Annotated in this window: 23 protein-coding genes; 11 read left to right on the top strand and 12 right to left on the bottom strand. The window is 70.6% G+C overall.

Annotated features, from left to right (window positions below):
• Window positions 1-57 precede the first annotated feature (57 nt).
• The gene (locus tag ACH4VO_RS18130; RefSeq protein ID WP_360985707.1) at window positions 58-726 is read right to left on the bottom strand and encodes a class I SAM-dependent methyltransferase; all 669 of its coding nucleotides are present in this window, start codon (window positions 724-726) and stop codon (window positions 58-60) included.
• 182 nt (window positions 727-908) lie between these two features.
• A complete protein-coding gene (locus ACH4VO_RS18125) occupies window positions 909-1,763 on the bottom strand; it encodes an alpha/beta fold hydrolase (protein ID WP_360985704.1) in 855 nt (284 codons plus the stop codon).
• Between the two features lie 701 nt (window positions 1,764-2,464).
• Here ACH4VO_RS18125 and ACH4VO_RS18120 point away from each other — a divergent pair.
• The 4 genes from ACH4VO_RS18120 to ACH4VO_RS18105 all read left to right on the top strand — a co-directional run bounded on the left by ACH4VO_RS18120 (window position 2,465) and on the right by ACH4VO_RS18105 (window position 5,339).
• Window positions 2,465-3,313, top strand: coding sequence for a putative RNA methyltransferase (locus ACH4VO_RS18120; RefSeq protein WP_360985701.1), 849 nt, complete (start codon window positions 2,465-2,467; stop codon window positions 3,311-3,313).
• 364 nt (window positions 3,314-3,677) lie between these two features.
• Window positions 3,678-4,196: a helix-turn-helix transcriptional regulator gene (locus tag ACH4VO_RS18115; protein ID WP_360985698.1), complete on the top strand. Its 519-nt coding sequence runs from the start codon at window positions 3,678-3,680 to the stop codon at window positions 4,194-4,196.
• A gap of 28 nt (window positions 4,197-4,224) precedes the next feature.
• The gene (locus ACH4VO_RS18110) at window positions 4,225-4,893 is read left to right on the top strand and encodes a hypothetical protein (protein WP_360985695.1); all 669 of its coding nucleotides are present in this window, start codon (window positions 4,225-4,227) and stop codon (window positions 4,891-4,893) included.
• 113 nt (window positions 4,894-5,006) lie between these two features.
• Window positions 5,007-5,339, top strand: coding sequence for a DUF2516 family protein (locus tag ACH4VO_RS18105; RefSeq protein ID WP_069172085.1), 333 nt, complete (start codon window positions 5,007-5,009; stop codon window positions 5,337-5,339).
• On the opposite strand, the gene ACH4VO_RS18100 is transcribed toward ACH4VO_RS18105, so the two are convergent.
• The 3 genes from ACH4VO_RS18100 to ACH4VO_RS18090 all read right to left on the bottom strand — a co-directional run bounded on the left by ACH4VO_RS18100 (window position 5,321) and on the right by ACH4VO_RS18090 (window position 9,121).
• The gene (locus ACH4VO_RS18100) at window positions 5,321-6,661 is read right to left on the bottom strand and encodes a fused response regulator/phosphatase (protein WP_360985692.1); all 1,341 of its coding nucleotides are present in this window, start codon (window positions 6,659-6,661) and stop codon (window positions 5,321-5,323) included. The two genes, ACH4VO_RS18105 and ACH4VO_RS18100, sit on opposite strands and share 19 nt — an antisense overlap.
• Window positions 6,662-7,035: 374 nt before the next feature.
• Window positions 7,036-8,118 (bottom strand): NlpC/P60 family protein, encoded by a 1,083-nt coding sequence (locus ACH4VO_RS18095; protein ID WP_360985689.1) that lies wholly within the window; start codon window positions 8,116-8,118, stop codon window positions 7,036-7,038.
• A 214-nt stretch (window positions 8,119-8,332) separates the two neighbouring features.
• Window positions 8,333-9,121 (bottom strand): class I SAM-dependent methyltransferase, encoded by a 789-nt coding sequence (locus ACH4VO_RS18090; protein ID WP_360985686.1) that lies wholly within the window; start codon window positions 9,119-9,121, stop codon window positions 8,333-8,335.
• Window positions 9,122-9,387: 266 nt separating this feature from the next.
• On the opposite strand from ACH4VO_RS18090, the gene mshA reads away from it, so the two are divergent.
• The 3 genes from mshA to ACH4VO_RS18075 all read left to right on the top strand — a co-directional run bounded on the left by mshA (window position 9,388) and on the right by ACH4VO_RS18075 (window position 12,466).
• Window positions 9,388-10,779 carry a D-inositol-3-phosphate glycosyltransferase gene (mshA, locus tag ACH4VO_RS18085; RefSeq protein WP_360985683.1) on the top strand — a complete coding sequence of 464 codons (1,392 nt, stop codon included), beginning with the start codon at window positions 9,388-9,390 and terminating at the stop codon, window positions 10,777-10,779.
• Window positions 10,780-10,852: 73 nt separating this feature from the next.
• A complete protein-coding gene (locus tag ACH4VO_RS18080; protein WP_360985680.1) occupies window positions 10,853-11,362 on the top strand; it encodes a YbjN domain-containing protein in 510 nt (169 codons plus the stop codon).
• Window positions 11,363-11,677: 315 nt separating this feature from the next.
• Window positions 11,678-12,466, top strand: a complete 789-nt coding sequence (locus tag ACH4VO_RS18075; protein ID WP_360985677.1) for a hypothetical protein — start codon at window positions 11,678-11,680, stop codon at window positions 12,464-12,466.
• Here the strand turns inward: ACH4VO_RS18075 and ACH4VO_RS18070 are convergent.
• From ACH4VO_RS18070 to ACH4VO_RS18055, 4 genes are all read right to left on the bottom strand, one after another.
• Complete coding sequence (locus ACH4VO_RS18070) at window positions 12,450-12,806, bottom strand: EamA family transporter (protein ID WP_398440960.1); 357 nt, start codon at window positions 12,804-12,806, stop codon at window positions 12,450-12,452. The two genes, ACH4VO_RS18075 and ACH4VO_RS18070, sit on opposite strands and share 17 nt — an antisense overlap.
• A 47-nt stretch (window positions 12,807-12,853) precedes the next feature.
• Entirely contained in the window at window positions 12,854-13,087 is a 234-nt protein-coding gene (locus tag ACH4VO_RS18065; protein ID WP_398440959.1) for a hypothetical protein, read from the bottom strand.
• An 82-nt stretch (window positions 13,088-13,169) separates the two neighbouring features.
• The gene (locus ACH4VO_RS18060; RefSeq protein ID WP_360985674.1) at window positions 13,170-13,412 is read right to left on the bottom strand and encodes a hypothetical protein; all 243 of its coding nucleotides are present in this window, start codon (window positions 13,410-13,412) and stop codon (window positions 13,170-13,172) included.
• Entirely contained in the window at window positions 13,409-13,657 is a 249-nt protein-coding gene (locus ACH4VO_RS18055) for a hypothetical protein (RefSeq protein WP_069171399.1), read from the bottom strand. The genes ACH4VO_RS18060 and ACH4VO_RS18055 overlap by 4 nt, the downstream gene beginning before the upstream one ends.
• Window positions 13,658-14,014: 357 nt before the next feature.
• Here ACH4VO_RS18055 and ACH4VO_RS18050 point away from each other — a divergent pair, with 357 nt between their 5' ends.
• The gene (locus tag ACH4VO_RS18050; protein ID WP_360985671.1) at window positions 14,015-15,805 is read left to right on the top strand and encodes a carboxylesterase/lipase family protein; all 1,791 of its coding nucleotides are present in this window, start codon (window positions 14,015-14,017) and stop codon (window positions 15,803-15,805) included.
• Window positions 15,806-16,085: 280 nt separating this feature from the next.
• Here the strand turns inward: ACH4VO_RS18050 and ACH4VO_RS18045 are convergent, their stop codons facing one another.
• Window positions 16,086-16,847 (bottom strand): phosphoglyceromutase, encoded by a 762-nt coding sequence (locus tag ACH4VO_RS18045; RefSeq protein ID WP_360985668.1) that lies wholly within the window; start codon window positions 16,845-16,847, stop codon window positions 16,086-16,088.
• A 197-nt stretch (window positions 16,848-17,044) separates the two neighbouring features.
• Between ACH4VO_RS18045 and ACH4VO_RS18040 the strand changes: the two genes are divergently transcribed.
• Window positions 17,045-18,466, top strand: coding sequence for an MFS transporter (locus tag ACH4VO_RS18040; RefSeq protein ID WP_360985665.1), 1,422 nt, complete (start codon window positions 17,045-17,047; stop codon window positions 18,464-18,466).
• 227 nt (window positions 18,467-18,693) lie between these two features.
• Here ACH4VO_RS18040 and ACH4VO_RS18035 read toward each other — a convergent pair whose 3' ends face one another.
• Window positions 18,694-18,843 (bottom strand): hypothetical protein, encoded by a 150-nt coding sequence (locus tag ACH4VO_RS18035; RefSeq protein WP_360985662.1) that lies wholly within the window; start codon window positions 18,841-18,843, stop codon window positions 18,694-18,696.
• Between the two features lie 166 nt (window positions 18,844-19,009).
• The gene (phoU, locus tag ACH4VO_RS18030) at window positions 19,010-19,687 is read right to left on the bottom strand and encodes a phosphate signaling complex protein PhoU (protein WP_360985659.1); all 678 of its coding nucleotides are present in this window, start codon (window positions 19,685-19,687) and stop codon (window positions 19,010-19,012) included.
• A 199-nt stretch (window positions 19,688-19,886) separates the two neighbouring features.
• Here phoU and ACH4VO_RS18025 point away from each other — a divergent pair, with 199 nt between their 5' ends.
• Together ACH4VO_RS18025 and ACH4VO_RS18020 are read left to right on the top strand one after the other, a co-directional pair.
• Window positions 19,887-21,158 carry an ATP-binding protein gene (locus ACH4VO_RS18025; RefSeq protein WP_360985656.1) on the top strand — a complete coding sequence of 424 codons (1,272 nt, stop codon included), beginning with the start codon at window positions 19,887-19,889 and terminating at the stop codon, window positions 21,156-21,158.
• Window positions 21,155-21,835 carry a response regulator transcription factor gene (locus tag ACH4VO_RS18020; protein WP_069171393.1) on the top strand — a complete coding sequence of 227 codons (681 nt, stop codon included), beginning with the start codon at window positions 21,155-21,157 and terminating at the stop codon, window positions 21,833-21,835. The genes ACH4VO_RS18025 and ACH4VO_RS18020 overlap by 4 nt, the downstream gene beginning before the upstream one ends.
• The last annotated feature ends 34 nt before the right edge of the window (window positions 21,836-21,869 follow it).

Here is a 21,869-nt window from a genome sequence, read left to right as displayed (position 1 = left end):
CCGGCCGGGGGCTCCGACGCGGTCGATGCCCCGAGTCATGGCCGGACCCATCACCGGTCAACGGGGCGCCGGGGATTCAGGTTTCTGTGCCAGGAACGTGGCGACGGCCCGCTTGGCGCCCTCGTCGGGCGCCTGCACGAGCTGCGCGGTGACGGTCAGCCCGGCCTGTCCCAGCAGCCCGGCTATCCGGTCCGGAGGCAGCAGGTGGGACCCGTACGACACCGGGTGGCCGCCGTACCCCTGCGTCGGGCGCAGGTGTTCGTCGTCCCCGACGTGGCCGGCCAGCATCAGGTGGCCACCGGGGGCGAGTGTGCGCTGGAACTCGGCGAACACCCCCGGCAGCAGGTCCGGCGGCGTGTGGTGGGCGGAGTAGTACGCCAGGATGCCGCCCAGCTCGTCGTCCGCAAGGTCCAGCGCCGTCATCGACCCCACCGTGAACCGCAGGTGCGGATAGGCCGCCCGGGCGATTTCGGTCATCCTCGGGGACAGGTCGACACCGAACGCGGGGACCCCCAGATCCGCCAGGTGAGCCGTGACCTTGCCGGGACCGCAGCCCAGGTCCGCGACCGGGCCCCGGTCCGCCGCCCGCACGACTTCGGCGAACGTGGCCAGCATCGCGCGGGACAACGGGTCCAGTTCCGCCGGACTCTTGACGCGTTTCGCGTAGGCGGCGGCGACGGTGTCGTAGGACTCCCGGACGGCGGCGAGGTAGGAGGGCTCAGTCACGCGGGTGACTTTAGGGCAGGGCACTGACATTGATGCTGATACTCAGGTTCCGGTGGTCGTGGCTGGGGCACTGACCGACGTCGGAACGCGGGAGGGCATTCGGGCGCCCGGAACACCACGGGCGGGTACCGGGCGCGATGCCCGTCCGCCCACTGTGGCACGACCGAGCGCCTGATGGTGTGTCAGCGCACCGCGAGATCCGCGAGCAGCTCGGCGGCGGGCTTCGGGTGGACGAGCCAGCGCAGGTGACTCCCCTCGAGTGTCCGGACGTCGAAGGGGTTGTCGGGTGTGAGCGCGTCGGCTTCGCGAATCATGCGGTCCTGCACGGCGAGCGGAACGCTGGCGTCGGCGGCCAGGCGCACGTAGGTCCTGGGAATCCGGCCCCAGGTCGGGGCCTGTGCCCGGTCGGTGGACGTTCCGGCGTCGAGGTTCTCGTCGGGCTGGAAGGTGTTCAGGAAGGACCGGAACTCGTCATCGGTCAGGTCGGCGGCGAACGCGCGCTTGAACGCCGCGAGCGTCGCCGGGTCGGCGGTGCGGAAGTTGCACCGGAGCAGACCGAGTTCGGCCGGGTTCCCGACGAGCGCGCCGGCGAAGGCTCCCGCGTCGACGTCCGCCATCTCCGGCTGGGCGTAGTAGCCGCTCACTTCCAGATCGACGGGGCACCAGGCGGAGACGTAGACGATCCGGTCGATCAGCTCGGGCCGGGCGTTGGCGACGGCGGTGGCCGTGATGCCGCCCCTGCTGTGGGCGACGAGGACGGTGGGCCCGTTCCTCTTGGCCCGTTCGAGGACGTCGATCACGCGGGCGGCGTTGTCGGCGAGCGTGACCCCCTTGATGCCTCCCGGTTCTTCGGCGAGGGCGTCGAGGATCTGGGGAGCCTGGTAGGCCGCGGGAAAGGTCGCCTCGAATCCGTGCCCGGGAAGGTCGACCGCGGCCGAGCGGTGCCCGAGGAGGGCGAGCTCGGCCTGCAGCGGCGCGAACGAGAACGAGTTCGCGAAGGCCCCGTGGACAAGAACGAAGGTCGGCGGTTTCTGCATGCCTCAGCCTCCAACAGAACGGTCTTCCGGGCAAGATCAAGGGATGTGGCACCGGCCCGACACCCCCGCCCGTACCCGAGGAAGAGCGTTGACGCGGACTCCGCAGGGGTCAGGGGCAGTGGCCCGAGCGTGGGTGCCCCGGCCCCTCCACGGGCCGAGCGCGAGACGTACAGAGGTTCCGGCCTGTCCAGTGCCACGCAGGTCAGCGGCGGGGCAGCACAGACGTCGTACGACGTGGCCGTCCAGCAGCGGCTGTGGGCCGTCTCCGAAGACCTCACCGGGGTGAAGTTCCCCGTCGTCCGGTCCGAGCGGAACTCGTCTCCCTGGTCTCCAGGCGTCCGTGATCAAGGGGAAGCTTCACCCAGCCCCATGGATGTCACTTTGCAGACCTGCAGGGACTGGGCAGTTCGAACGGGACCGATCGCTGGGCCGAGTCTCTTGACTGCTGAGGCGAAGGGCTTTCGGTAAGGCTCGTAAGGTGTAGGCATGTGGACCCAGCACACCCAGGCTCTGTAATCACGAGGCGTTGAGGGCGATGCCGTAGGGCGTCGCCCTCCTTGGCGTGCCTGTTACGTGATCCATCTTCCTTGTGCCGCCCCCACCGAGGCGGCGAGATGCCGGGCCTCGTCCTCGTAAGACGGCGGCTTCTGAGAGCGCGTGCAGGCACGGTCCCTTCCCTTCACCGTTGCCTGGAGTGCCTCGTGCCTGCGTTGCTTCCCCCTGCCCTCGTACCATTTCTCGACGTGCTGCGCTGCCCGGTGTGCCGCGCCCGTCTCCGACCCGGCCGTGGCTCACTGCGCTGCCCGGCGGGCCACACCTTCGACATCGCCCGTCAGGGCTACGTCAGCCTGCTGACGGGCATCCGCGCCACCAGCGGTGACGACGCAGCCATGGTTCAGGCCCGAAACCGGTTCCTGTCCACCGGCAGGTACGCCCCTGTCCACCGGACTCTGACTCGTATGACAGCCGACACCCTGACTGGTCAAGGCACGGTCGTAGACATCGGGTGCGGCACCGGCTACTACCTGGCCGGCGTACTCGATCAACTGCCCGGCACCCGCGGCCTGGGGCTGGACACGTCAGCACGCGCCCTGCGCTCAGCAGCCCGAGCCCATCCGCGAGCCGCTGCGGCGAGCTGGGACGTCTTCCGCCCCTTCCCCTTGGTGGACCATGGGGTCGACGTCGTGCTGGACGTGTTCGCCCCGCGCAACCCGTCCGAGTTCCACCGAGTGCTCCGCCCGACCGGCCGGTTGATCGTCGTGCGCCCCATCGAGCGGCACCTGGCCGAGCTACGGTGCCATGTGCCCGCGATGGTCACGACCGACCCGGACAAGGAACAGCGCCTGCAACAGGCGCTGGACCCCTACTTCCAGGCCGCCGGTACCCACCACGTCGAATACACCACGCCCCTGACCAGGCAAGAAGCCATCGACCTGGTGGGGATGACACCGAGCGCACGTCACCTGACCAACGCGGACCTGAGCGGCCACGGCTCCCTACCCAGTCAGGTGACCGTCTCCGTGCTAGCCACCTCCTACCAGCCTCGGTAACCACGAGCAGGCGGATACGCCTGGTGAATCGACGAACCAATGGGCGCGCCTGGCGCCCCACCTTCCTGGCAACTCGGGCAAGGTGGGGCGTCCGCCCGCTGGCCGTCGTCATCTCCCAGGCCATCCGACAGCCGGAGCGGTGGGCACTGCCGTCGCGGGCAGGTGGCTCTGGTGGGCTGGTCGCTGCGCAGGTCGTCCGGGACCCGTTCGCTCCACACTGCAGACCCGACCCGGTGGGAAATCGCAGATAGGCCGGGAACGGACACCGGCCCGTGCCTCGGCTCACCCGGGGCATCGGGTGGCATGGAACACTTTTGCAAGCGGGCGCTTGCAAAAGTTAGCAGGGGTGGGGCACCATCGGGGTATGGCATCACTCAACGTCGGCAATCTCGGCGAGTACCTGCGTGAGCAGCGGCGTACCGCGCAGCTCTCCCTGCGGCAGCTCGCCGACGCCGCCGGAGTGTCCAATCCGTACCTCAGCCAGATCGAGCGCGGGCTGCGCAAGCCGAGCGCCGAGGTGCTGCAGCAGGTCGCCAAGGCCCTGCGGATCTCGGCGGAGACGCTCTACGTGCGGGCCGGGATCCTCGATGAGCGGGAGCGGGAGGAGCTGGAGACGCGAGCGGTCATATTGGCCGATCCGTCGATCAACGAGCGGCAGAAGAACGTACTGCTGCAGATCTACGACTCCTTCCGCAAGGAGAACGGTTTCGACGCCGTGCCCGACACCGGCGCGGAGGTCCCCGGTGCCACGGGCGCGGGGAGCAGAATCGACCCCGACGCGGAAGGCGGTGCCGGCGACGAGCGCGGCGCCGGTACGGAAGCCCGCGGCCCCCGCACGGCCGGCGGCAGTGATGCAGATACGCCAGGCACGCCCCAGAACTGACTTCTGATGATCCGGGAGGACCACAGTCATGGCCATCACCGATGACCTGCGTAAGACCCTCACCGACCCCACCCCCCTCTACTTCGCCGCCGGCACCGCCGGTCTCGCGGTGGAGCAGGCGCGCAAGGTCCCGGCGCTGATCGAGCAGCTGCGGGCCGAGGCGCCCGAGCGCATCGAGGCGGTGCGCAACACCGACCCCAAGGCCGTCCAGGAGCGGGTCGCTTCGCAGGCCCGGGAGGCCCAGGCCACCGTCCAGGCGAAGGTGACCGAGGTCTTCGGATCGCTGGACACGGACCTGAAGAAGCTGGGTGAGACCGCTCAGGATCTCGCCCTGCGGAGCGTGGGCGTCGCCGCCGAGTACGCGGTGCGTGCCCGGGAGACGTACGAGAAGGTCGCCGAGCGCGGTGAGCAGTCCGTGCGGACCTGGCGGGGTGAGACCGCCGACGAGATCGTCGAGATCGCCACCGTCATCGAGGCGGAGCCGAAGCCGGTGCCGAAGCAGAAGTCCGACGTGGCGGGCGAGTCGGCGTCGGGCTCCGCGCCCGCCAGGAAGCCGGCGCCTAAGGCCGCCGAGTCCAAGGCCTCGCCCGCAGCGTCCGCCCCGCCCGCCGCGTCCGCGCGGAAGTCGGCGCCCGCCAAGCCGGCGCCGGTCCGCAAGCCCGCGGCGAAGAAGACCACTCCGCCGTCCGCGAAGTAGTACGGGCGATGCGGGCGTGAACGGGTACGGTCCGGGCACCTTCGGGTGTGCCGGATCGTTGTCCCGGTACCTTGGCCGCGAGGCGCTCATCCACTGACTAGGCGGTGTTCACCGTGTTGCTCGAAGCATTCGGCTCGATCCTCCAGCTGCTGTACCTGGCCATGCTCGTCCTGGCCGTGGTCGCGCTGGTCTTCGCGGTGACGGCGCGGGAGGACGCCTACCGGGCGGCGGACAAGCAGAAGAAGTCCTTCTGGCTGATCATCCTCGGGATCACGGTCTTCGTGAACCTCGTCATCCCGATCCTGTTCCTGCAGATCGCGGGCGTGATCGCGTCCATCGTCTTCATGGTGGACGTGCGACCGGCGCTCAAGGCGGTGTCGGGTGGCGGCCGTCGCGGGGGTTCCAGCAGCGACGGGCCCTACGGCCCCTACAACGGCGGGCGCTGAGCGCTCGCGGGTGAGGCCGGGACGGGGCGGGAGCGCGCGGCGCTTCCGCCCCTCCGGCGTATGCGGGACTCGTCGCGTTCCAGCAGTAGGACCGCCACGTCGTCGGTCAGCTCGCCGCCGTTCAGTTCCTGCACCTGCGTGACCGCGGCCGCCAGCAGCGCTTCGCCACCGAGCCCCTGGTCCAGCTGGCCGTCGACCAGGGCGACCATGCCGTCCTGGCCGAGCCGCTGGGTCCCCGCCGCTCCGACGCGGCCCTCGATGAGTCCGTCGGTGTACATCATCAGGCTCCAGGACCCGCCCAGCTCGACCTGGCGGCGCGGCCACCGGGCGCGCGGCAGCAGGCCGAGAGCCGGGCCGCCGGCGTCGTTCGGGAGCAGATGGGCCGCCCGGCCCCGGCGGGCGATGAGGGGGGCGGGGTGGCCCGCGAGGCAGAGCCCGGCCCGTCGGCCGTCGGGAGCGATGTCCACGGTGCAGAGCGTCGCGAAGATCTCCTCGCTCTGCCGTTCGTGCTCCAGGACCTGCTGCAGGGTGCAGAGGAGCTCGTCTCCGCAGAGACCGGCCAGGGTCAGGGCCCGCCAGGCGATGCGGAGCTCGACGCCGAGCGCCGCCTCGTCCGGCCCGTGTCCGCAGACGTCGCCGATCATCGCGTGCACCGTTCCGTCAGGGGTGCGGACCGTGTCGTAGAAGTCCCCGCCGAGCAGGGCCCGGCTGCGGCCGGGCCGGTAGAGAGCGGCGAAACCCAGGTCGGAGCCGTCGAGGAGCGGGGTGGGCAGCAGGCCCCGTTCCAGCCGGGCGTTCTCCTCGGCGCGCAGGCGGGACTCGGTGAGCTGGTGCTGGGCGGTGTCCGCGCGCTTGCGTTCCACGGCGTACCGGATGGCGCGGCTGAGGAGGCGCCCGTCGAGTTCCCCGCGGAAGAGGTAGTCCTGGGCCCCCACCCGTACGGCTTCCGCGGCCCGCTCGGCGTCGTCGGCGGCGGTCAGGGCGAGGACGGCGTGGCGCGGAGCGATGCGCAGGACGTACTGGAGGGTGGCCAGCTCGTCCGGACGCCCCGCCTCGGCCTCCCCGCCCTCGGAGCGTGCGCCGGAGGGCGGGGCCAGGTCGAGGTCGAGCAGGATGCAGTCGACGTCGTCGGTGAGCAGCCGGGTCGCCTCGGTGAGGTTGCGGGCCGTCCGGACGCGAATCCTCGTCCCGGCGGCGGACGGGAGCTCGGGAACGGTGAAGGTGCCCGCAGGATCGTCCTCGATCACCAGGACGGTGAGGTCGGTGCCATGAGCGGCCTCCGCAGCGGAAGCGGCACGTTGCTGCGGTACGGGTACGGGCATCGGTTCGGGTTTCCTTCCCTCCCCCCGAGGGTGCGGCGGGACGACGATCGACGACCCGCCAGACGGGGACGATAGCGGTCTCCGGCAGGGGAACGGAATGGCGCTCGAAGATCCGCAGCAGTCGTATGCGCGGCCATAAGCCGCTTCCTGCCATGGATCCGGCGCGATCCGCGGGCCCGGAGCGGGTGGGCGGGCCATGACAAACATCACGCGCGCCGCCCGGCCGCCGCGCCGACGCGACTGCGAAACCGCGGCACCGTCGTCGTACCACCTCGACCGGTGCCACCCCGATCCGTGGCGTACCGCTCCGGTGACGCCGGCAGTAACTCCGCCGCCCGCCCGGTGGGGCTACCCACCTCGCCCGGCGGGCGCCCTTACCGGTCCGGGCGGACCACGCCGAGGATCTGCATGGAGCCGGCGCCCGCCAGGGTGACGTTCCTCCCGGGCCGTGGCGCGTGCACGATGGAGCCGTCACCGACGTACATGCCGACGTGGCTCGCATCGCTGTGGTAGATGATCAGGTCGCCGGGCCGCATGTCCTGGACGGGTATGTGCGGCAGCTGCCGCCACTGCTCCTGGGAGGTCCGGGGAATGGGGCTCTTCGCCGCGGCCCAGGCCTGCGAGGTCAGCCCGGAGCAGTCGTACGAGCCCGGGCCCTCGGCTCCCCATACGTAGGGCTTGCCGATCTGGGCGGTCGCGAAGGCCACGGCCTGCCTGCCCGCCGCGCTCGCCTCGCGGTCGATGTCGGAGAGCGCCCCGGAGGAGAGCCAGGCGGACTGCGCCGTGGAGGCCGCGTCCTGCTCCATACGCAGGAGCCGGGCCCGCTCATCCGCCGCGAGTCGTGATTCGAGCTTCTTCGCCGCCGCTATCCGGGCGTTGATGCTCTTCTTCGCCTCGGCCTGCTTGAGCCGGTTGGACTCGAGCTTCTTCCGGTTGAGACGTGCGTCCTCGGTGTACGTCTCCAAGTCCTGCTGCGACTGGGTCAGTTCGGCCAGGAGGCCCTTGGTCGCCTGCTGGCTCTGCCTGACCTGGTTCACCCCGTCCAGGAAGAGGCCCGGGTTCCCGCTGAGGACCAGCTGGGCGCCCGGAGGCAGGCCGCCGCTGCGGTACTGCTCGCGAGCCTGGGCGCCGGCCCTGCTCTTCAGTTCGGCGATCTTCGCCCGCCCGTCGGCGATCGCCTTGGTCAGTGCGACGATCTCGCCGGACTGCTTCTTGGACTGCTCCTCGGCGAGGTTGTACGCGTCCGTGGCCGCGCCCGCCTTGCGATAGAGGGTGTCGATCTCCTCACGCACGTCCTCCAGGCTCTTCTTCCCCGGAACGGAAGGAGCGGAAGGAACGGCGGGAGCGGTCGGAACCGGTTCGGGGACCGGAGCCGCCATCGCCTGGACCGGAGCGGTCAACACGGCCAGGGCACAGACCAGGGTGACCGCGGCGGCGGCACAGTGGCGTCGGTTCACGAACTCCCCCTCCGGGCGCAAGGCGGCGAAAGCCAGGGCACGGCCAGCTGACGTAACGTCAGTAACGTTCAGATGACGACGCGATCGTGCCATGTCGTCCCGCAAAGCAACAGAGGCCCGTCCCGCCCGGCATGCCATACAGGGAGACGAACGGTGATCCCCCGGTGTTCCCGGATCGGGCCGGTTTTCCGCACGGTCTTCGCCGGACGTGCGTTCAGAGGGGTGGACCGGGCCGCAGCGCGGCCCACCGCACCGTCAGTTCGCCCTGCCGCCAACGCCGTACGTCGTCCGTCAGCGGCCAGTCGGCGGAGACGGCCCGGACCGCCGCGATCCAGCGCTGGCGCGCACCCAGCGAAGCGTACGGGGACGCGGCCGCCCAGGCCCGGTCGAGGTCGCGCAGGAAGGCGTGGACGGGTTCGCCCGGCACATTGCGGTGGATCAGGGCCTTGGGGAGGCGTTCCGCGAGGTCGGAGGGGCGTGCCAGCGAGCCGAGCCGGGTCGCGAAGGTGACCGTGCGCGGCCCCTCCGGTCCCAGCGCCACCCAGACGTGCCGGCGCCCGATCTCGTCACAGGTGCCCTCGACGAGCAGCCCGCCGGGGGCGAGCCGCGCGCACAGCCGCTGCCAGACGGCCTTCACCTCGTCCTCGTCGTACTGGCGCAGTACGTTCGCGGCCCGGATGAGGTCGGGGCGGCCGGGCAGGGGGACCTCGAAGCCGCCGTGGACGAAGGTGAGGCCCTCACGCTCGTACGGCTTCGCGGCCGCGACCCGCGCCGGGTCGATCTCGACGCCGACGACGGCCGTGCGCGGCTCGGCGGTACGCAGCCGTGCCAGCAGTTCGACGGCGGTCCAGGGCGCCGCGCCGTAGCCGAGGTCCACCGCGACGGGGGAGTCGCTGCGGCGCAGGGCGGGGCCGTGGGTGGCGGCGATCCAGCGGTCCATGCGGCGCAGCCGGTTGGGGTTCGTCGTCCCGCGGGTCGCGGTGCCGATGGGGCGCTGGTGCATGACTGCGAGCGTAGGCGAAGCGCGGGAGGGAGCGGACGGGGCGGACGGGGGAGAGGGGGCGGACGGGGAAGGAGGGAGCGGCGGGTCGGGTGGGGCGGACGGCTCAGGTGGAGCGGAAGGCGAGGGCGGGAGGCGGTCCGGGTGCACGCCGGTCATACCGTAATGATTTGGCAAAACGGAAATGAACGACCGGGTTCCACTGTTCGGACCCTTGGACGGGGTCGTGTGCCCCCTGCCTGTCATGCCCCGAGCGAGGAGGAGACCACATGAGCCAGTACGTCTCTCGGCTCGGCAGCGGCCGTGTGGCGCCCCGCCTCCGGCTCCCCAGTGGTCTGGCGGGCGGCCACCGCAAGCCGCGTCGCGTCGCGATGCTCTCCGTCCACACCTCTCCCCTGCACCAGCCGGGCACCGGCGACGCGGGCGGCATGAACGTCTACATCGTGGAGCTGGCCGAGCGCCTCGCCGCGATCGGCATCGAGGTGGAGGTCTTCACCCGCGCGACCACCGGGGCCCTGCCTCCGGTGGTGGAACTGGCGCCCGGTGTCCTCGTCCGCCACGTCGACGCGGGTCCGTACGAGGGTCTGGCCAAGGAGGAGCTGCCCGCTCAGCTCTGCGCCTTCACGCACGGCGTGATGCAGGCCTGGGCCGGTCAGCGCCCCGGTTACTACGACCTCGTCCACTCCCATTACTGGCTGTCCGGCCAGGTCGGCTGGCTCGCCGCCCAGCGCTGGGGCGTTCCGCTCGTCCACGCCATGCACACCATGGCCAAGGTCAAGAACGCCGCCCTGGCCCAGGGCGACACCCCGGAGCCCGCGGCCCGGGTCATCGGTGAGACGCAGATCGTGCACGCCGCCGACCGGCTCATCGCCAACACCGCAGGCGAGGCGGACGAACTCGTCCGCTTCTACGAGGCCGACCCGGCCGCGGTCGCCGTCGTCCACCCCGGCGTCAACCTGGAGCGCTTCCGACCCTTCCCCCAGGGCTCCGGCCCGCTCCGCCCCGGTGAGGCCACGACCGCCCGCGCCGCAGCCCGGGCCCGCCTCGGACTGCCGCAGGACGCCCTGATCCCCCTCTTCGCCGGCCGGATCCAGCCGCTGAAGGCCCCCGACGTGCTGCTGCGCGCCGTCGCCGTACTCCTGGAACGGGATCCGTCGCTGCGCTCGCGCATCCTCGTGCCGGTGGTCGGCGGCCCCAGCGGAAGCGGGCTCGCCAAGCCGGAGGGCCTGCAGAAGCTGGCCGCACGGCTGGGCATAGCCGATGTCGTACGGTTCCAGCCGCCGGTCGGCCAGGACCTGCTCGCCGACTGGTTCCGGGCCGCGTCCGTGCTGGTGATGCCCTCGTACAACGAGTCCTTCGGGCTCGTCGCCATAGAGGCCCAGGCAGCCGGTACCCCGGTGGTGGCGGCGGCGGTCGGCGGCCTGCCGGTGGCGGTGCGGGACGGGGTCAGCGGCTTCCTGATCCCGGGCCACGAGCCGGAGGCGTACGCCCGCGCGCTCGGCCGGTTCGCGGACAGCCCGGAGCTGGTCGACCGGATGGGGGCGGCGGCCGCCGCGCACGCCCAGTCGTTCGGCTGGGACACGGCGGCGTCGGCGACGGCCGACGTGTACACGTCGGCGATGTACGACCACCGGCGCCGCGCGCGCTCGCACCGCGGCTGACGTCCGCTCCCGCCGCCGGTGCGCACGGTCGGTTCCTGGCCGTGGTTCCGAGCCCGTGTCGTACGCTCGGACCATGGCTGACGTATCCGAGGAAGCAGCAGCGGCGCAGGTCATCGAGGCAGTGCTGAACGACGCGGAGCTCGCGTGGGAGAGCCCCGGCCCGGGCAATTACGTCGTCACGCTGCCCGGCACCCGGAAGCTCTCCACGACGTGCTCCCTGCGCGTCGGCAAGCACTCCCTCAGCCTCAACGCCTTCGTCATCCGCCACCCGGACGAGAACGACGCCGCGGTGCACCGCTGGCTCCTTGAGCGCAATCTGCGGTTGTTCGGGCTGAGTTACGCCATCGACAGCCTCGGCGACATCTACCTCGTCGGCAGACTCCCGCTGTCCGTGGTCACGCCGAAGGAGCTGGACCGGCTGCTCGGAGCGGTCCTGGAAGGGGCGGACGGAGCCTTCAACCCGCTCCTCGAACTGGGCTTCGCGAGCGCGATCCGCAAGGAGTACGCCTGGCGGGTGGAGCGTGGCGAATCGACCCGGAACCTCGACGCGTTCGCCCACCTGACGCAGCGCCCCGCCCCCTGATCCCGGCTTCCCCGCCTGCGTCGACGGGCCGGCGCCCTACGGCGCGACGGCCGGCAGCGGTGAGGTCACGGAGGCCGGCCGGATGGGCGTGCCGGGCGTCAGCGGGACAGCCCTCAAGCTGCGGTTTCGCGCGCCCGCAGGTACTTGTTCGACGGGGGATCACGGAGGAATCACGATCACGTCCCGTGACCGTTCACGGCGACCCTCGGACAGGTGTCCGATCGTAGAGTGTCGTGCACTGCGACAGCACTCCCTGGACGAAGGAACTCGGCGACGGTGATGGGCTGTTGTTCCTTCCAGCCGGAGAGATGAACCATGCGCGCCATTGCCGTACGCCGTACCACCCTTGCCGCTACCGCCGCTTCCCTGGCGTTGCTCGTCACCGCATGCGGCGGCTCCGACGCCGGTTCCGGCTCCGCCGGCAAGGGTGACGGTGCCGCGTCGGGCGCCGGGAGCGGCTCGGCCGAGCCGGCGGTCAAGGCGCTGACCGCGGCCGAGTTGGAGAAGGCCTCCCTGGAGCAGGGGGACGTGGCGGGTCACAAGGTCACGAAGGCGGGTGCCAAGGACCTCGTGCGGCCCGAGGACGTCACCGTGGACAAGGAGGAGTGCGAACCGTTCGGGCTCGCCTATGCGGGTGCGAAGCGCGGCACCCCGGTCGCCACCGCGGGCCGGCAGGTCGTGCAGGAGCCCAAGAAGGGTGCGGGCACGGATCCCGAGGACATCATGAAGGCCGCCTTCGACGTGACGTCGACCCTGGTGACGCTCGCTTCCTACGAGGGCGACGGCGCCGTGAAGAGCGTGGCCGAGCTCCGCGACTCCGCGGCCGCGTGCGCCGCCGGCGGCTTCACCGTGACGATCAAGGGTGACAAGACGAAGATCGCCGAGCTGGCCGAGGAGAAGGTGTCGGGCGGCGAGGAGAACGTGGCCTGGACGGTGAGGGCTGAGCAGGACGGCACCAAGACCCCGCTCAAGCTCGTGAGTCTCCGCCAGGGCGGCACGGTGGGGACGTTCTTCGCCGTGAACCTCGGTGTGGTGGCCAGCGGGAAGGCCGATTTCGACATGCCGTCCGACGTGGTCGCGGCCCAGGTCAAGAAGCTCGGCTGATCTTCCGGACGGGGCGAGGGGCGGGCCGGGCGGCGCCTGCCTCCCCGTCCGCTTCCGCCTGTCCGTCCGTGGCCCGGCGAGGAGGAACGGCGGCGACGACCGCCACCGCGCTTGCCAGCTGTACCGGGGACAGCGTTCCGCCCCGTACGAGGCAGCCGAGAGCCGTCGCGGCGAGCGGGGACGCGAACCCGAGGACGGAGACGGTCAGCGCCGGCAGCCGCTCCACGCCACGGAACCGGAACACGTAGGCGAACAGCGCCCCGACGACGCCGAGATAGGCGAATCCCGCGACATTGCGCTCGCTGAGCGCGCCGGGCAGTCCCTCGCCGATCAGGGCCACCGGCAGGAGGAACAGCCCCCCGAAGCTCCGCTGCCACCCCGTGAACGTCAGTAGGCCACATCTGCCGGCCGTCCCCAGCGCTTCGTCAGCACGATGCCGCTCGCCATGCTCACGGCGCCCAGCAGCCCCGCACCGACTCCGGCCACGTCGAGACCCGCGTGTGGCGTGAGGGCCAGCAGACCGACGCCGGTGATTCCGAACGCACAGGCGACCGTGTGCGCTGGGGTGATCCGCTGCTTCGGTACCACGGCACGCAGGGCGAGTACGATCGCCAGCTGCACGGACCACCATCATCAGCACCGCACCTGACGGCCCGGCAGGTGAGTGCCCGTGAAAGCCGACTGCCGTTTGCCGACTGCCGTTTCAGGGCAGTGGGACGAGTCTGACGACGGTGACTGTCAGCACGGATCCGGATACGTAGTAGAGGACGATCGCCCCGTAGACCGTCGCCTCGCGCCGGTCGCGTTCACGCTTGACGGCGGTCGAGGCGTGGCCGTACGGGTCCCGGCCCAGGGTGCGCGCCATCTCGTCGCGGAACGTGTCGCCGTCCCGCATCTTGGCCAGGGTGTCGTCGGCGGGTGGGGCGTAGGAGATGCGGAAGCTCAAGCGACGCTCCGCCTCTCGGCCTCGTCCTGCGCCAGCCGGTCCAGGATCTGCTCGGCCTCCGGATCGGGAACGGACTCGAGCATCCAGTGCCGCATGACGGCCTGGATCTCATGGACGCCGGCGTCGTTGATCGCCTGGTCGAACTCCTCGCGTCTCTCCTCGGGCAACGCGGCACGGATCGCCGGGATGCTGTTCGGCACCTCGACCTCGGCACCGCCGACAAAGGTTTTCAGAGCCTCACCCATGATCGCTCTCCCCGATCTCCCTGCGCTCTGCCCCGGTGTGCACCCGCTACGCGACGCACGGTGCGGTGCCAACAGCCGTGCACAGTGGACACGTTCCCTCGTGGCACCGAGGGAAGGCTACGGCGGAGCATGCACTGTACTGCCCGTCGGGTTCGGCCCGGTGCGTCCTTGGCCCCGGCAGAGCAGTACGGGGTGCCGGCCGGCCACGACACGGCGGCAGCCCGAGCTGTCCGCGTGATGCGAGGAAGCGCATGAGCACTCGCCGGACGGCACCCGGCCCGCCGTACCATGCGCCCGAGATGGTGAATATGTCTTAGGGCGGTGCATTTTGATAAGACATGCCACTTCCTGGCTGTAATGGTGCTGGGCATGAGATGCAGACGACCATCCACCGAAGCCGGGCTCGGTGGGGCTGGTTCCTTTTCCCAGTACCTGGCGCGAAGCGGGGTCCGGGCGGGGCGACGTGCTGGTGCCGTCCTTGTGGCGGTCATCGTCGCGGCCGCAGGTGCGCTCGCGTCACCGGCGACGGCGACGGCGACAGCGACGGCGAGCGACGGCGACGGGCCCGTGGTGACGGTGAGGCAAGGCCGCCTTCAGGGCGTCGAGAAGAGGGGCGTGGACCGTTTCCTGGGAATCCCCTATGCCGCCCCACCGAAGGACCAGCTGCGTTGGAGACCGCCTCAGCCCGTCCGCCACTGGCCCGGGACCCGGCCGGCCAAGGCTATGGGTCCTCGGTGCCCGCAGTCGGTTGAATTCGGGAAAGACCTGCCGGAGAGTGAGGACTGCCTGTTCCTCAACGTCTATACCCCGGCCCGGCCGTCACACAGCCCCCGACCGGTGCTGGTATGGATCCACGGCGGTTCCTTGGTCAGCGGCAGTGGCAATGACTATGACGGCAGCGCGCTGGCAGCCCGGGGCAGTGTGGTGGTGACGATCAACTACCGGCTCGGGGCGCTTGGTTTCCTCGCCCTGGGCGGACTGTCGGAGGAGTCACCGGACGCAGTGTCCGGGCAGTACGGCCTGATGGACCAACAGGCCGCGCTGCGCTGGGTACGCGAGAACGCAGGAGCGTTCGGCGGCGACCGGGACAACGTGACGGTCTTCGGAGAGTCTGCCGGTGGCGGCAGCATCTGCGACCATCTCGCCTCCCCGCCGGCGGCGGGCCTGTTCCAGCGAGCGATCGCCCAGAGCGTCTGTGTCACGGATACTCCTGAGCAGACCACGGCCAAGCTGCAGGGCGCAGACTTCGCGAGTCAGGCCGGATGCGGGTCCGCGAACGAGGCCGCCTGCCTGCGTGACCTGCCGGTCCACGCCATCATGAGGAATCAAGGAAGATTCGGGTGGTCCCCGGCCTACGGCGGTCCCCTCCTGCCCGAGCCGGTCAGGGCAGCCGTACGGGCCGGCCGCGTTCATCACGTACCGGTGATCGCAGGCACCACCCACGACGAGGGCACCTTCTTCGTCTACCTCCTGTACCCGGAGGGCCTCCCTCTGCCATCGGACTTCTACAGGAAGGCGATCGCTCACCACTTCCGAGCTGGTGACCGTGACCAAGTCGTTCAGGACATCATGGACCGCTACCCGCTGGACATGTACGAGGGTGATCCACGCAAGGCTCTGAGCGCAGCCCTCGGCGACGGCGCCTTCTCATGCGCCGTCAACCTGTCCAACAAGCAGTTGGCGTCCAGGCAGCCCGTCCACGCCTACGAGTTCAACGACCACCATCCGGTTGACAGTAGCGATAGCGATTTCCGCTGGTGGCCGAACGGTCCCCTGGGTGCCTACCACGGCTCGGAGCTCCCCTATGTCTTCCAGCGGAAGCTCGGCCAAGGGGACACGGGGAAACCCGCTTTCAACCGGGCACAGCAGGTGCTGTCCGACACCATGGCCGGCTACTGGAGCCGTTTCGCCGCGACAGGGACCCCCAACGGCGACCGCGCCCCGCACTGGCCGCGGTTCACCACGGCCGCTCCTTCGGTGCAGTCGCTGAGCCCGGGCGTCGGCGGCGTCCGACCCGAGAGTGACTTCTCAGCGGAGCACCAGTGCGGCTTCTGGGAGCCCCTGTGGCTGCGGAAGGACGCCATCACGGTGAATCTGGGCCCGCTCCCGGAACTCCCGCCCGTTCCGCCCGATCAGTTCATTCCCTGAGCGCTCTTACCGCGCAGTGCTGACCGGGTCCGATGCATCGGCCTCCGGCCGATCCGGCGCCGCTGCGCCCGCTTGGCCCCATGGGGCAGGACTACCCGGACTCGGGCTGACGCTCCGCGTATACGTGCGCAGGGTGCCGTCCAGCCAGGAACGCTTCCGCGAGGCGTTCGGCGCTTTCTTCGAGGCCTGGCCGGCTCCGCCCAGCACCTGACGCCCCAGAGGCACGAACAAGCCCCCTGCTCGCGGAAAAACCGCAGGCAGGGGGCTTGTGCGCGCGGCCCTACTTCTTCTTGCCCTGGTTCTTCACGGCCTCGATGGCGGCCTTCGCCGCTTCCGGGTCGAGGTACGTGCCGCCCGGGTTCAGCGGGCGGAAGTCGGCGTCCAGCTCGTACGTGAGCGGGATGCCGGTCGGGATGTTGAGGCCCGCGATGTCGGCGTCGGAGATGCCGTCGAGGTGCTTGACCAGTGCGCGCAGGCTGTTGCCGTGGGCGGCGACCAGGACCGTGCGGCCGGTCAGCAGGTCCGGGACGATGGCGTCGTACCAGTACGGCATCATACGGATGACGACGTCCTTGAGGCACTCGGTGCGCGGACGCAGCTCCGAGGGGATCGTCGCGTAGCGGGCGTCGTCGCTCTGCGAGAACTCGGTGCCGTCCTCGAGGGCGGGCGGCGGGGTGTCGTACGAGCGGCGCCACAGCATGAACTGCTCCTCGCCGAACTCGGCGAGCGTCTGGGCCTTGTCCTTGCCCTGGAGAGCGCCGTAGTGGCGCTCGTTCAGCCGCCAGGAGCGGCGAACGGGGATCCAGTGGCGGTCCGCGGCCTCCAGCCCGAGCTGGGCCGTGCGGATCGCGCGCTTCTGGAGGGAGGTGTGCACGACATCGGGGAGCAGGCCGGCGTCCTTGAGCAGCTCACCGCCGCGGACCGCCTCCTTCTCGCCCTTGTCGGTGAGGTCTACGTCCACCCAGCCGGTGAACAGGTTCTTCGCGTTCCATTCGCTCTCGCCGTGGCGGAGGAGGATCAGCTTGTACGGTGCGTCGGCCATGAGTCCGAGCGTAATGGAACCCGTGAAGGCTCCGCGCGCCCGGTCACTGGGCGGACAGGCGGCGCGGCGGCGGGCCGACGTTTGACGTGCGGCGTCAATCGAGTGGCGTCCCGGGAACGTGCCTTCGTAATGTTCGCACTGCCATCGGGCCGCTTACAGGGCCCGCACCTGTTCCGTTCGTCCCCGGGGGGAAGTCCATGTCTGTCGCCGGTCTCAGGAAGGCGGCACACGAAACGCTGTCCGGGCTCCCCAGGGAGTTCTGGTGGCTGTGGATCAGCACGCTGGTCAATCGTCTCGGGGCGTTCGTCGCCACGTTCATGGCGCTGTATCTGACGCTGGACCGGGGCTACTCGGCTTCGTACGCCGGTCTCGTAGCCGCCCTCCACGGCCTCGGCGGGGTCGTGTCCTCGCTCGGGGCCGGGGTGATGACGGACCGCCTGGGACGCCGGCCCACGATGCTGATCGCGCAGCTCTCGACCGCCGTGTCCGTCGCCGTGCTCGGCTTCATGGTCCATCCGGCCGCGATCGCGAGCATGGCGTTCGTCGTGGGCATGGCCAGCAACGCCTCGCGCCCGGCGGTGCAGGCGATGATGGCGGACATCGTGCGGCCCGAGGACCGGGTGCGGGCGTTCTCCCTCAACTACTGGGCGATCAACCTGGGTTTCGCCGTCTCCTCCGCCGGGGCCGGCTTCATCGCGGAGTACAGCTACCTGGCCGGCTTCGTGGGCGAGGCGGCCATGACGCTGGTCTGCGCGGTCGTCGTCTTCCTGAAGGTTCCCGAATCCCGCCCGGAGGAGAAGCCCCGCGTCGCCGGAGTCCGCGAGCCGGACGACGTACGGCTGGGCACCGTCCTGCGCGACGGGCGTTTCATGGGCGTGGTCGGTCTGTCGTTCCTCGTCGCGCTGATCTTCCAGCAGGGGTACGTGGGCCTGCCGGTGGCCATGGGTACGGACGGCCTCTCCAGCTCTGACTACGGCACGGCCGTCGCCGTCAACGGTGTGCTGATCGTGGCCCTGCAGATTCCGGTGACCCGGTTCATCCAGCACCGCGACCCCCGTCGGCTGCTGATCCTCTCGTCCCTGCTCGCCGGGTACGGATTCGGGCTCACCGCGTTCGCGGGTTCGGTCGGGGTGTACGCCCTGACCGTAAGTGTCTGGACCCTGGCCGAGATCGTGAACGCCCCGACGCAGACGGGCATCGTCGTCCAGCTGTCCCCGGCGCACGGCCGGGGCCGCTACCAGGGCATGTACACCATGTCCTGGTCGGTGGCGGCGCTCATCGCCCCGCTGATGTCCGGCTTCGTCATCGACCACTACGGTGCGGCCTGGCTCTGGGGGGCCTGTGCGGTCGTCGGCACGATCGCGGCGATCGGCTACTGGCTGCTGATGCGGAGCCTCGAGAGAGGGACGGGGACGGAGGCGGGCAGGGAGACGGAAGCGCCGGCGCAGCCGCAGCCCCAGCCGGGGGGCGTGTGGGCAGCGGTGCCCGAACCGGTCGTCCCGGGAGCCGAACCCACCGTCCTCGCCGTCGGAGCCGGAGCCGGAGCCGGTCCGGCAGCCTCCCCGATCGTCGAGGAGCCGAAGGCCGTCACCGCGGCCGACACCGGCCCCGCGGTCTGACCGTCGGCACGCGCACGGCACGGCACGGCATCGCACGCCACGGACCGGCCTCACGCTGTGCGCCACGGCACAGCACGGAACGGCATGGCGCGGACCGACAGGACAGGACGCGGCACGAACGGCACCACCGGTGCGCCGCAGCCCGGACACCCGGGGGCCCGTGGACGCCCCGCGGCGGACACACGTCCGTCGCGGGGCACCACTGCGCCTCTCAGGTACGGCTCCGGTCAGCCGGAGCAGCCACCGCACTGGCACGGAGCACCGGACTGGCAGCCGCACCCGCAGCCCGAGCCGCAGCCGCAGGCGCCGAGCACGGTCAGACGCACCACTTCGGTCGGGGGCTCCTGCTGGGGTTCGGTCATGGGGTAATCGGCCATGGTCCCTCCTCAGGGGGGTACGACTCGACGGCGTACGGCATGTGCGTACGACGGGGGCGTACGGCATGGCGTGCCGCCCCCGCCCCTATTGCATGCCCGACCCGGCGGGCGCATCAACGGCGCACGCGGGGGAACAGACGTGCGACCCCCCTTGGCGCCCGCGCCCCTACGCTCCCTCCGCCTGCGCCGCCGCCTGGATCTCGTCCGCGTGCTCACCCGTCACCAGGTAGACGACCCGCTTGGCGACCGACACCGCGTGGTCGGCGAAGCGCTCGTAGTAGCGGCCGAGCAGCGTCACGTCGACGGCGGTCTCGATGCCGTGCTTCCAGCGGTCGTCCATCAGGTGCTGGAAGAGCGTGCGGTGCAGCAGGTCCATCTCGTCGTCGTCCTGCTCCAGCTGCAGTGCCAGGTCGACGTCCTTCGTGATGATGACCTCGGCGGCCTTCGCCATCAGCCGCTGCGCCAGCTGCCCCATCTCCAGGATGGTGGCGTGCAGGTCGTGCGGCACCGCCGAGTCGGGGAAGCGCAGCCGTGCCAGCTTGGCGACGTGCTGGGCGAGGTCGCCCGAGCGCTCCAGGTCGGCGCTCATGCGCAGGGAGGTCACCACGATCCGCAGATCGGTGGCGACCGGCTGCTGGCGGGCCAGCAGCGCGATGGCCCGCGCCTCGAGGTCGTGCTGCAGGTCGTCGACCTTCTGGTCCGCGGCGATCACACTCTCGGCCAGCTTGAGATCGGCGTCGAGCATGGACGTCGTCGCCCGGCCGATCGCCGAGCCGACGAGCCGGGCCATCTCGACCAGGCCTTCGCCGATCGAGTCGAGTTCCTCGTGATAAGCGTCGCGCATGGAAGTCCCTCTCCAGATCCTTACTGAGGCCGGGGTCTCTGGGCCGACCCCCACGCTCCCACGGTGCGGGCCCAACGCGTCGGGATCCGGCCCCCGAAATGAACCAACCCCATCCCCTCGGTGAACTCTGGGCGACGAGTGTTCGAGATGGCACCCGCATGGCTGGGAGAGTGTCGGCGCGCCCGCATAACCTTTAAGCATGGACGTGAACGCGGCGGTCGCCGCAGCTGCTGCGATTGCCGGTGTACTCACCGGTGTGATCGCCATGCTGGCGTTCCGCTGGAGCGAGCGTGAGCAGAGGCGTCCCACGCGTACGTCCCTGAGGCCCGACAGTAATGCGCCACTGCCCCCCGGGGTGGACACGGTCCTGTCCGTGCTCAGCTCCTCCGCCGTGGTGCTCGACGAGAGCGACAGCGTCGTCAAGGCCAGCTCCGCCGCGTATGCGCTGGGCCTGGTCAGGGGCGGCCGGCTGTCGGTCGAGCCGATGCTCAACATGGCCAGGGACACCCGGCGGGACGGCGAGATAAGGCAGGTGGAGCTGGACCTCCCCCGGCGGGGGACGGGACGGGGGGAGGCGCTGGCCGTCTCGGCCCGGGTCGCACCGCTGGGTTCGCGGCTGGTGCTGCTGCTGGTCGAGGACCTCACGGAGGCCCGGCGCATAGAAGCGGTGCGGCGCGACTTCGTCGCCAACGTCAGCCATGAGCTCAAGACACCCACCGGCGCCCTGTCGCTGCTCTCCGAAGCCGTGATGGACGCCTCCGACGACCCGGAGGCGGTGGAGCGGTTCGCCGGCCGCATGCAGATCGAGGCGACCCGACTGACCAACCTCGTGCAGGAGCTCATCGACCTCTCACGGGTGCAGAACGACGATCCCCTGGAGGACGCCGAGCCCGTACGGGTGGAGGAGCTGGTCGCCGAGGCGGTCGACCGGTGCCGCCAGCAGGCGTCCTCCAAGCAGATCACCATGGCCTCGGGCGGCACCGCGGACCTTTCCGTCTGGGGAAACCGCGGCCAGCTCGCCGCCGCTCTCGGCAATCTCGTGGAGAATGCCGTCAACTACAGCCCCGCCCGCACCCGCGTGGGCATCGCGGCCCGGCGGATCGCCGCACCCGGCGGGGATCTGATCGAGATAGCGGTGACCGACCAGGGCATCGGCATCTCCGAGAAGGACCGCGAGCGGGTGTTCGAGCGGTTCTACCGCGTCGATCCGGCCCGCTCACGGGCCACCGGTGGCACCGGCCTCGGCCTCGCCATCGTCAAGCACGTGGCCGCCTCGCACGGCGGGGAGGTCACCGTCTGGAGCTCCGAGGGACAGGGCTCCACCTTCACTCTTCGACTGCCCGAGTCCGGCGTGGTACGCGGGCGCACCACCGGCGGACCGCTCATCGTCAACGGTCACCCCGCTGACGACGACGGCCCGTACGGCCCCGACACTCTTGAACCATTTCCTGCCCCGGAGGCTCTTCCGTGACCCGAGTGCTTGTCGTCGAGGATGAGGAATCCTTCAGCGACGCCCTGTCCTACATGCTCCGCAAGGAGGGCTTCGAGGTGGCCGTCGCGGCCACCGGCCCCGACGGCCTCGACGAATTCGAGCGCAACGGCGCCGACCTGGTCCTCCTGGACCTGATGCTCCCCGGCCTGCCCGGTACGGAGGTCTGCCGGCAGCTACGCGTGCGGTCCAACGTGCCGGTGATCATGGTGACCGCCAAGGACAGCGAGATCGACAAGGTCGTCGGCCTGGAAATAGGAGCCGACGACTACGTGACCAAGCCCTTCTCCTCGCGGGAGCTGGTGGCCCGCATCCGCGCGGTCCTGCGCCGTCGCGGTGAACCGGAGGAGGTCACCCCGGCGGCGCTGGAGGCCGGCCCGGTGCGGATGGACGTCGACCGCCACGTCGTGACGGTGTCCGGCGGCAAGGTCGATCTGCCGCTGAAGGAGTTCGACCTCCTGGAGATGCTGCTGCGCAACGCCGGCCGCGTCCTGACGCGGATGCAGCTGATCGACCGGGTCTGGGGCGCGGACTACGTCGGCGACACGAAGACGCTGGATGTCCACGTCAAGCGTCTGCGCGCGAAGATCGAGCCGGATCCGGGTGCGCCCCGCTACCTGGTGACGGTGCGGGGACTGGGCTACAAGTTCGAGCCGTAAACCGGTGCCGTACGGCTGTGCGCAGGGCGCCGCC

This window comes from Streptomyces sp. NPDC020780, assembly GCF_044334475.1.
Lineage (GTDB): Bacteria > Actinomycetota > Actinomycetes > Streptomycetales > Streptomycetaceae > Streptomyces.
This window is presented reverse-complemented; position numbering and strand designations above follow the sequence as displayed.

Bases quoted from the DNA above. Each gene is read 5' to 3' on its own strand.
- ACH4VO_RS18115 (WP_360985698.1), top strand. From the start codon at position 3,678: ATGGCATCACTCAACGTCGGCAATCTCGGCGAGTACCTGCGTGAGCAG.
- ACH4VO_RS18110 (WP_360985695.1), top strand. From the start codon at position 4,225: ATGGCCATCACCGATGACCTGCGTAAGACCCTCACCGACCCCACCCCC.
- ACH4VO_RS18125 (WP_360985704.1), bottom strand. From the start codon at position 1,763: ATGCAGAAACCGCCGACCTTCGTTCTTGTCCACGGGGCCTTCGCGAAC.
- ACH4VO_RS18100 (WP_360985692.1), bottom strand. From the start codon at position 6,661: ATGCCCGTACCCGTACCGCAGCAACGTGCCGCTTCCGCTGCGGAGGCC.
- ACH4VO_RS18035 (WP_360985662.1), bottom strand. From the start codon at position 18,843: ATGGCCGATTACCCCATGACCGAACCCCAGCAGGAGCCCCCGACCGAA.
- ACH4VO_RS18075 (WP_360985677.1), top strand. From the start codon at position 11,678: ATGCGCGCCATTGCCGTACGCCGTACCACCCTTGCCGCTACCGCCGCT.
- ACH4VO_RS18045 (WP_360985668.1), bottom strand. From the start codon at position 16,847: ATGGCCGACGCACCGTACAAGCTGATCCTCCTCCGCCACGGCGAGAGC.
- mshA (WP_360985683.1), top strand. From the start codon at position 9,388: ATGAGCCAGTACGTCTCTCGGCTCGGCAGCGGCCGTGTGGCGCCCCGC.
- ACH4VO_RS18080 (WP_360985680.1), top strand. From the start codon at position 10,853: ATGGCTGACGTATCCGAGGAAGCAGCAGCGGCGCAGGTCATCGAGGCA.
- phoU (WP_360985659.1), bottom strand. From the start codon at position 19,687: ATGCGCGACGCTTATCACGAGGAACTCGACTCGATCGGCGAAGGCCTG.
- ACH4VO_RS18025 (WP_360985656.1), top strand. From the start codon at position 19,887: ATGGACGTGAACGCGGCGGTCGCCGCAGCTGCTGCGATTGCCGGTGTA.
- ACH4VO_RS18050 (WP_360985671.1), top strand. From the start codon at position 14,015: ATGGTGCTGGGCATGAGATGCAGACGACCATCCACCGAAGCCGGGCTC.
- ACH4VO_RS18055 (WP_069171399.1), bottom strand. From the start codon at position 13,657: ATGGGTGAGGCTCTGAAAACCTTTGTCGGCGGTGCCGAGGTCGAGGTG.
- ACH4VO_RS18090 (WP_360985686.1), bottom strand. From the start codon at position 9,121: ATGCACCAGCGCCCCATCGGCACCGCGACCCGCGGGACGACGAACCCC.
- ACH4VO_RS18040 (WP_360985665.1), top strand. From the start codon at position 17,045: ATGTCTGTCGCCGGTCTCAGGAAGGCGGCACACGAAACGCTGTCCGGG.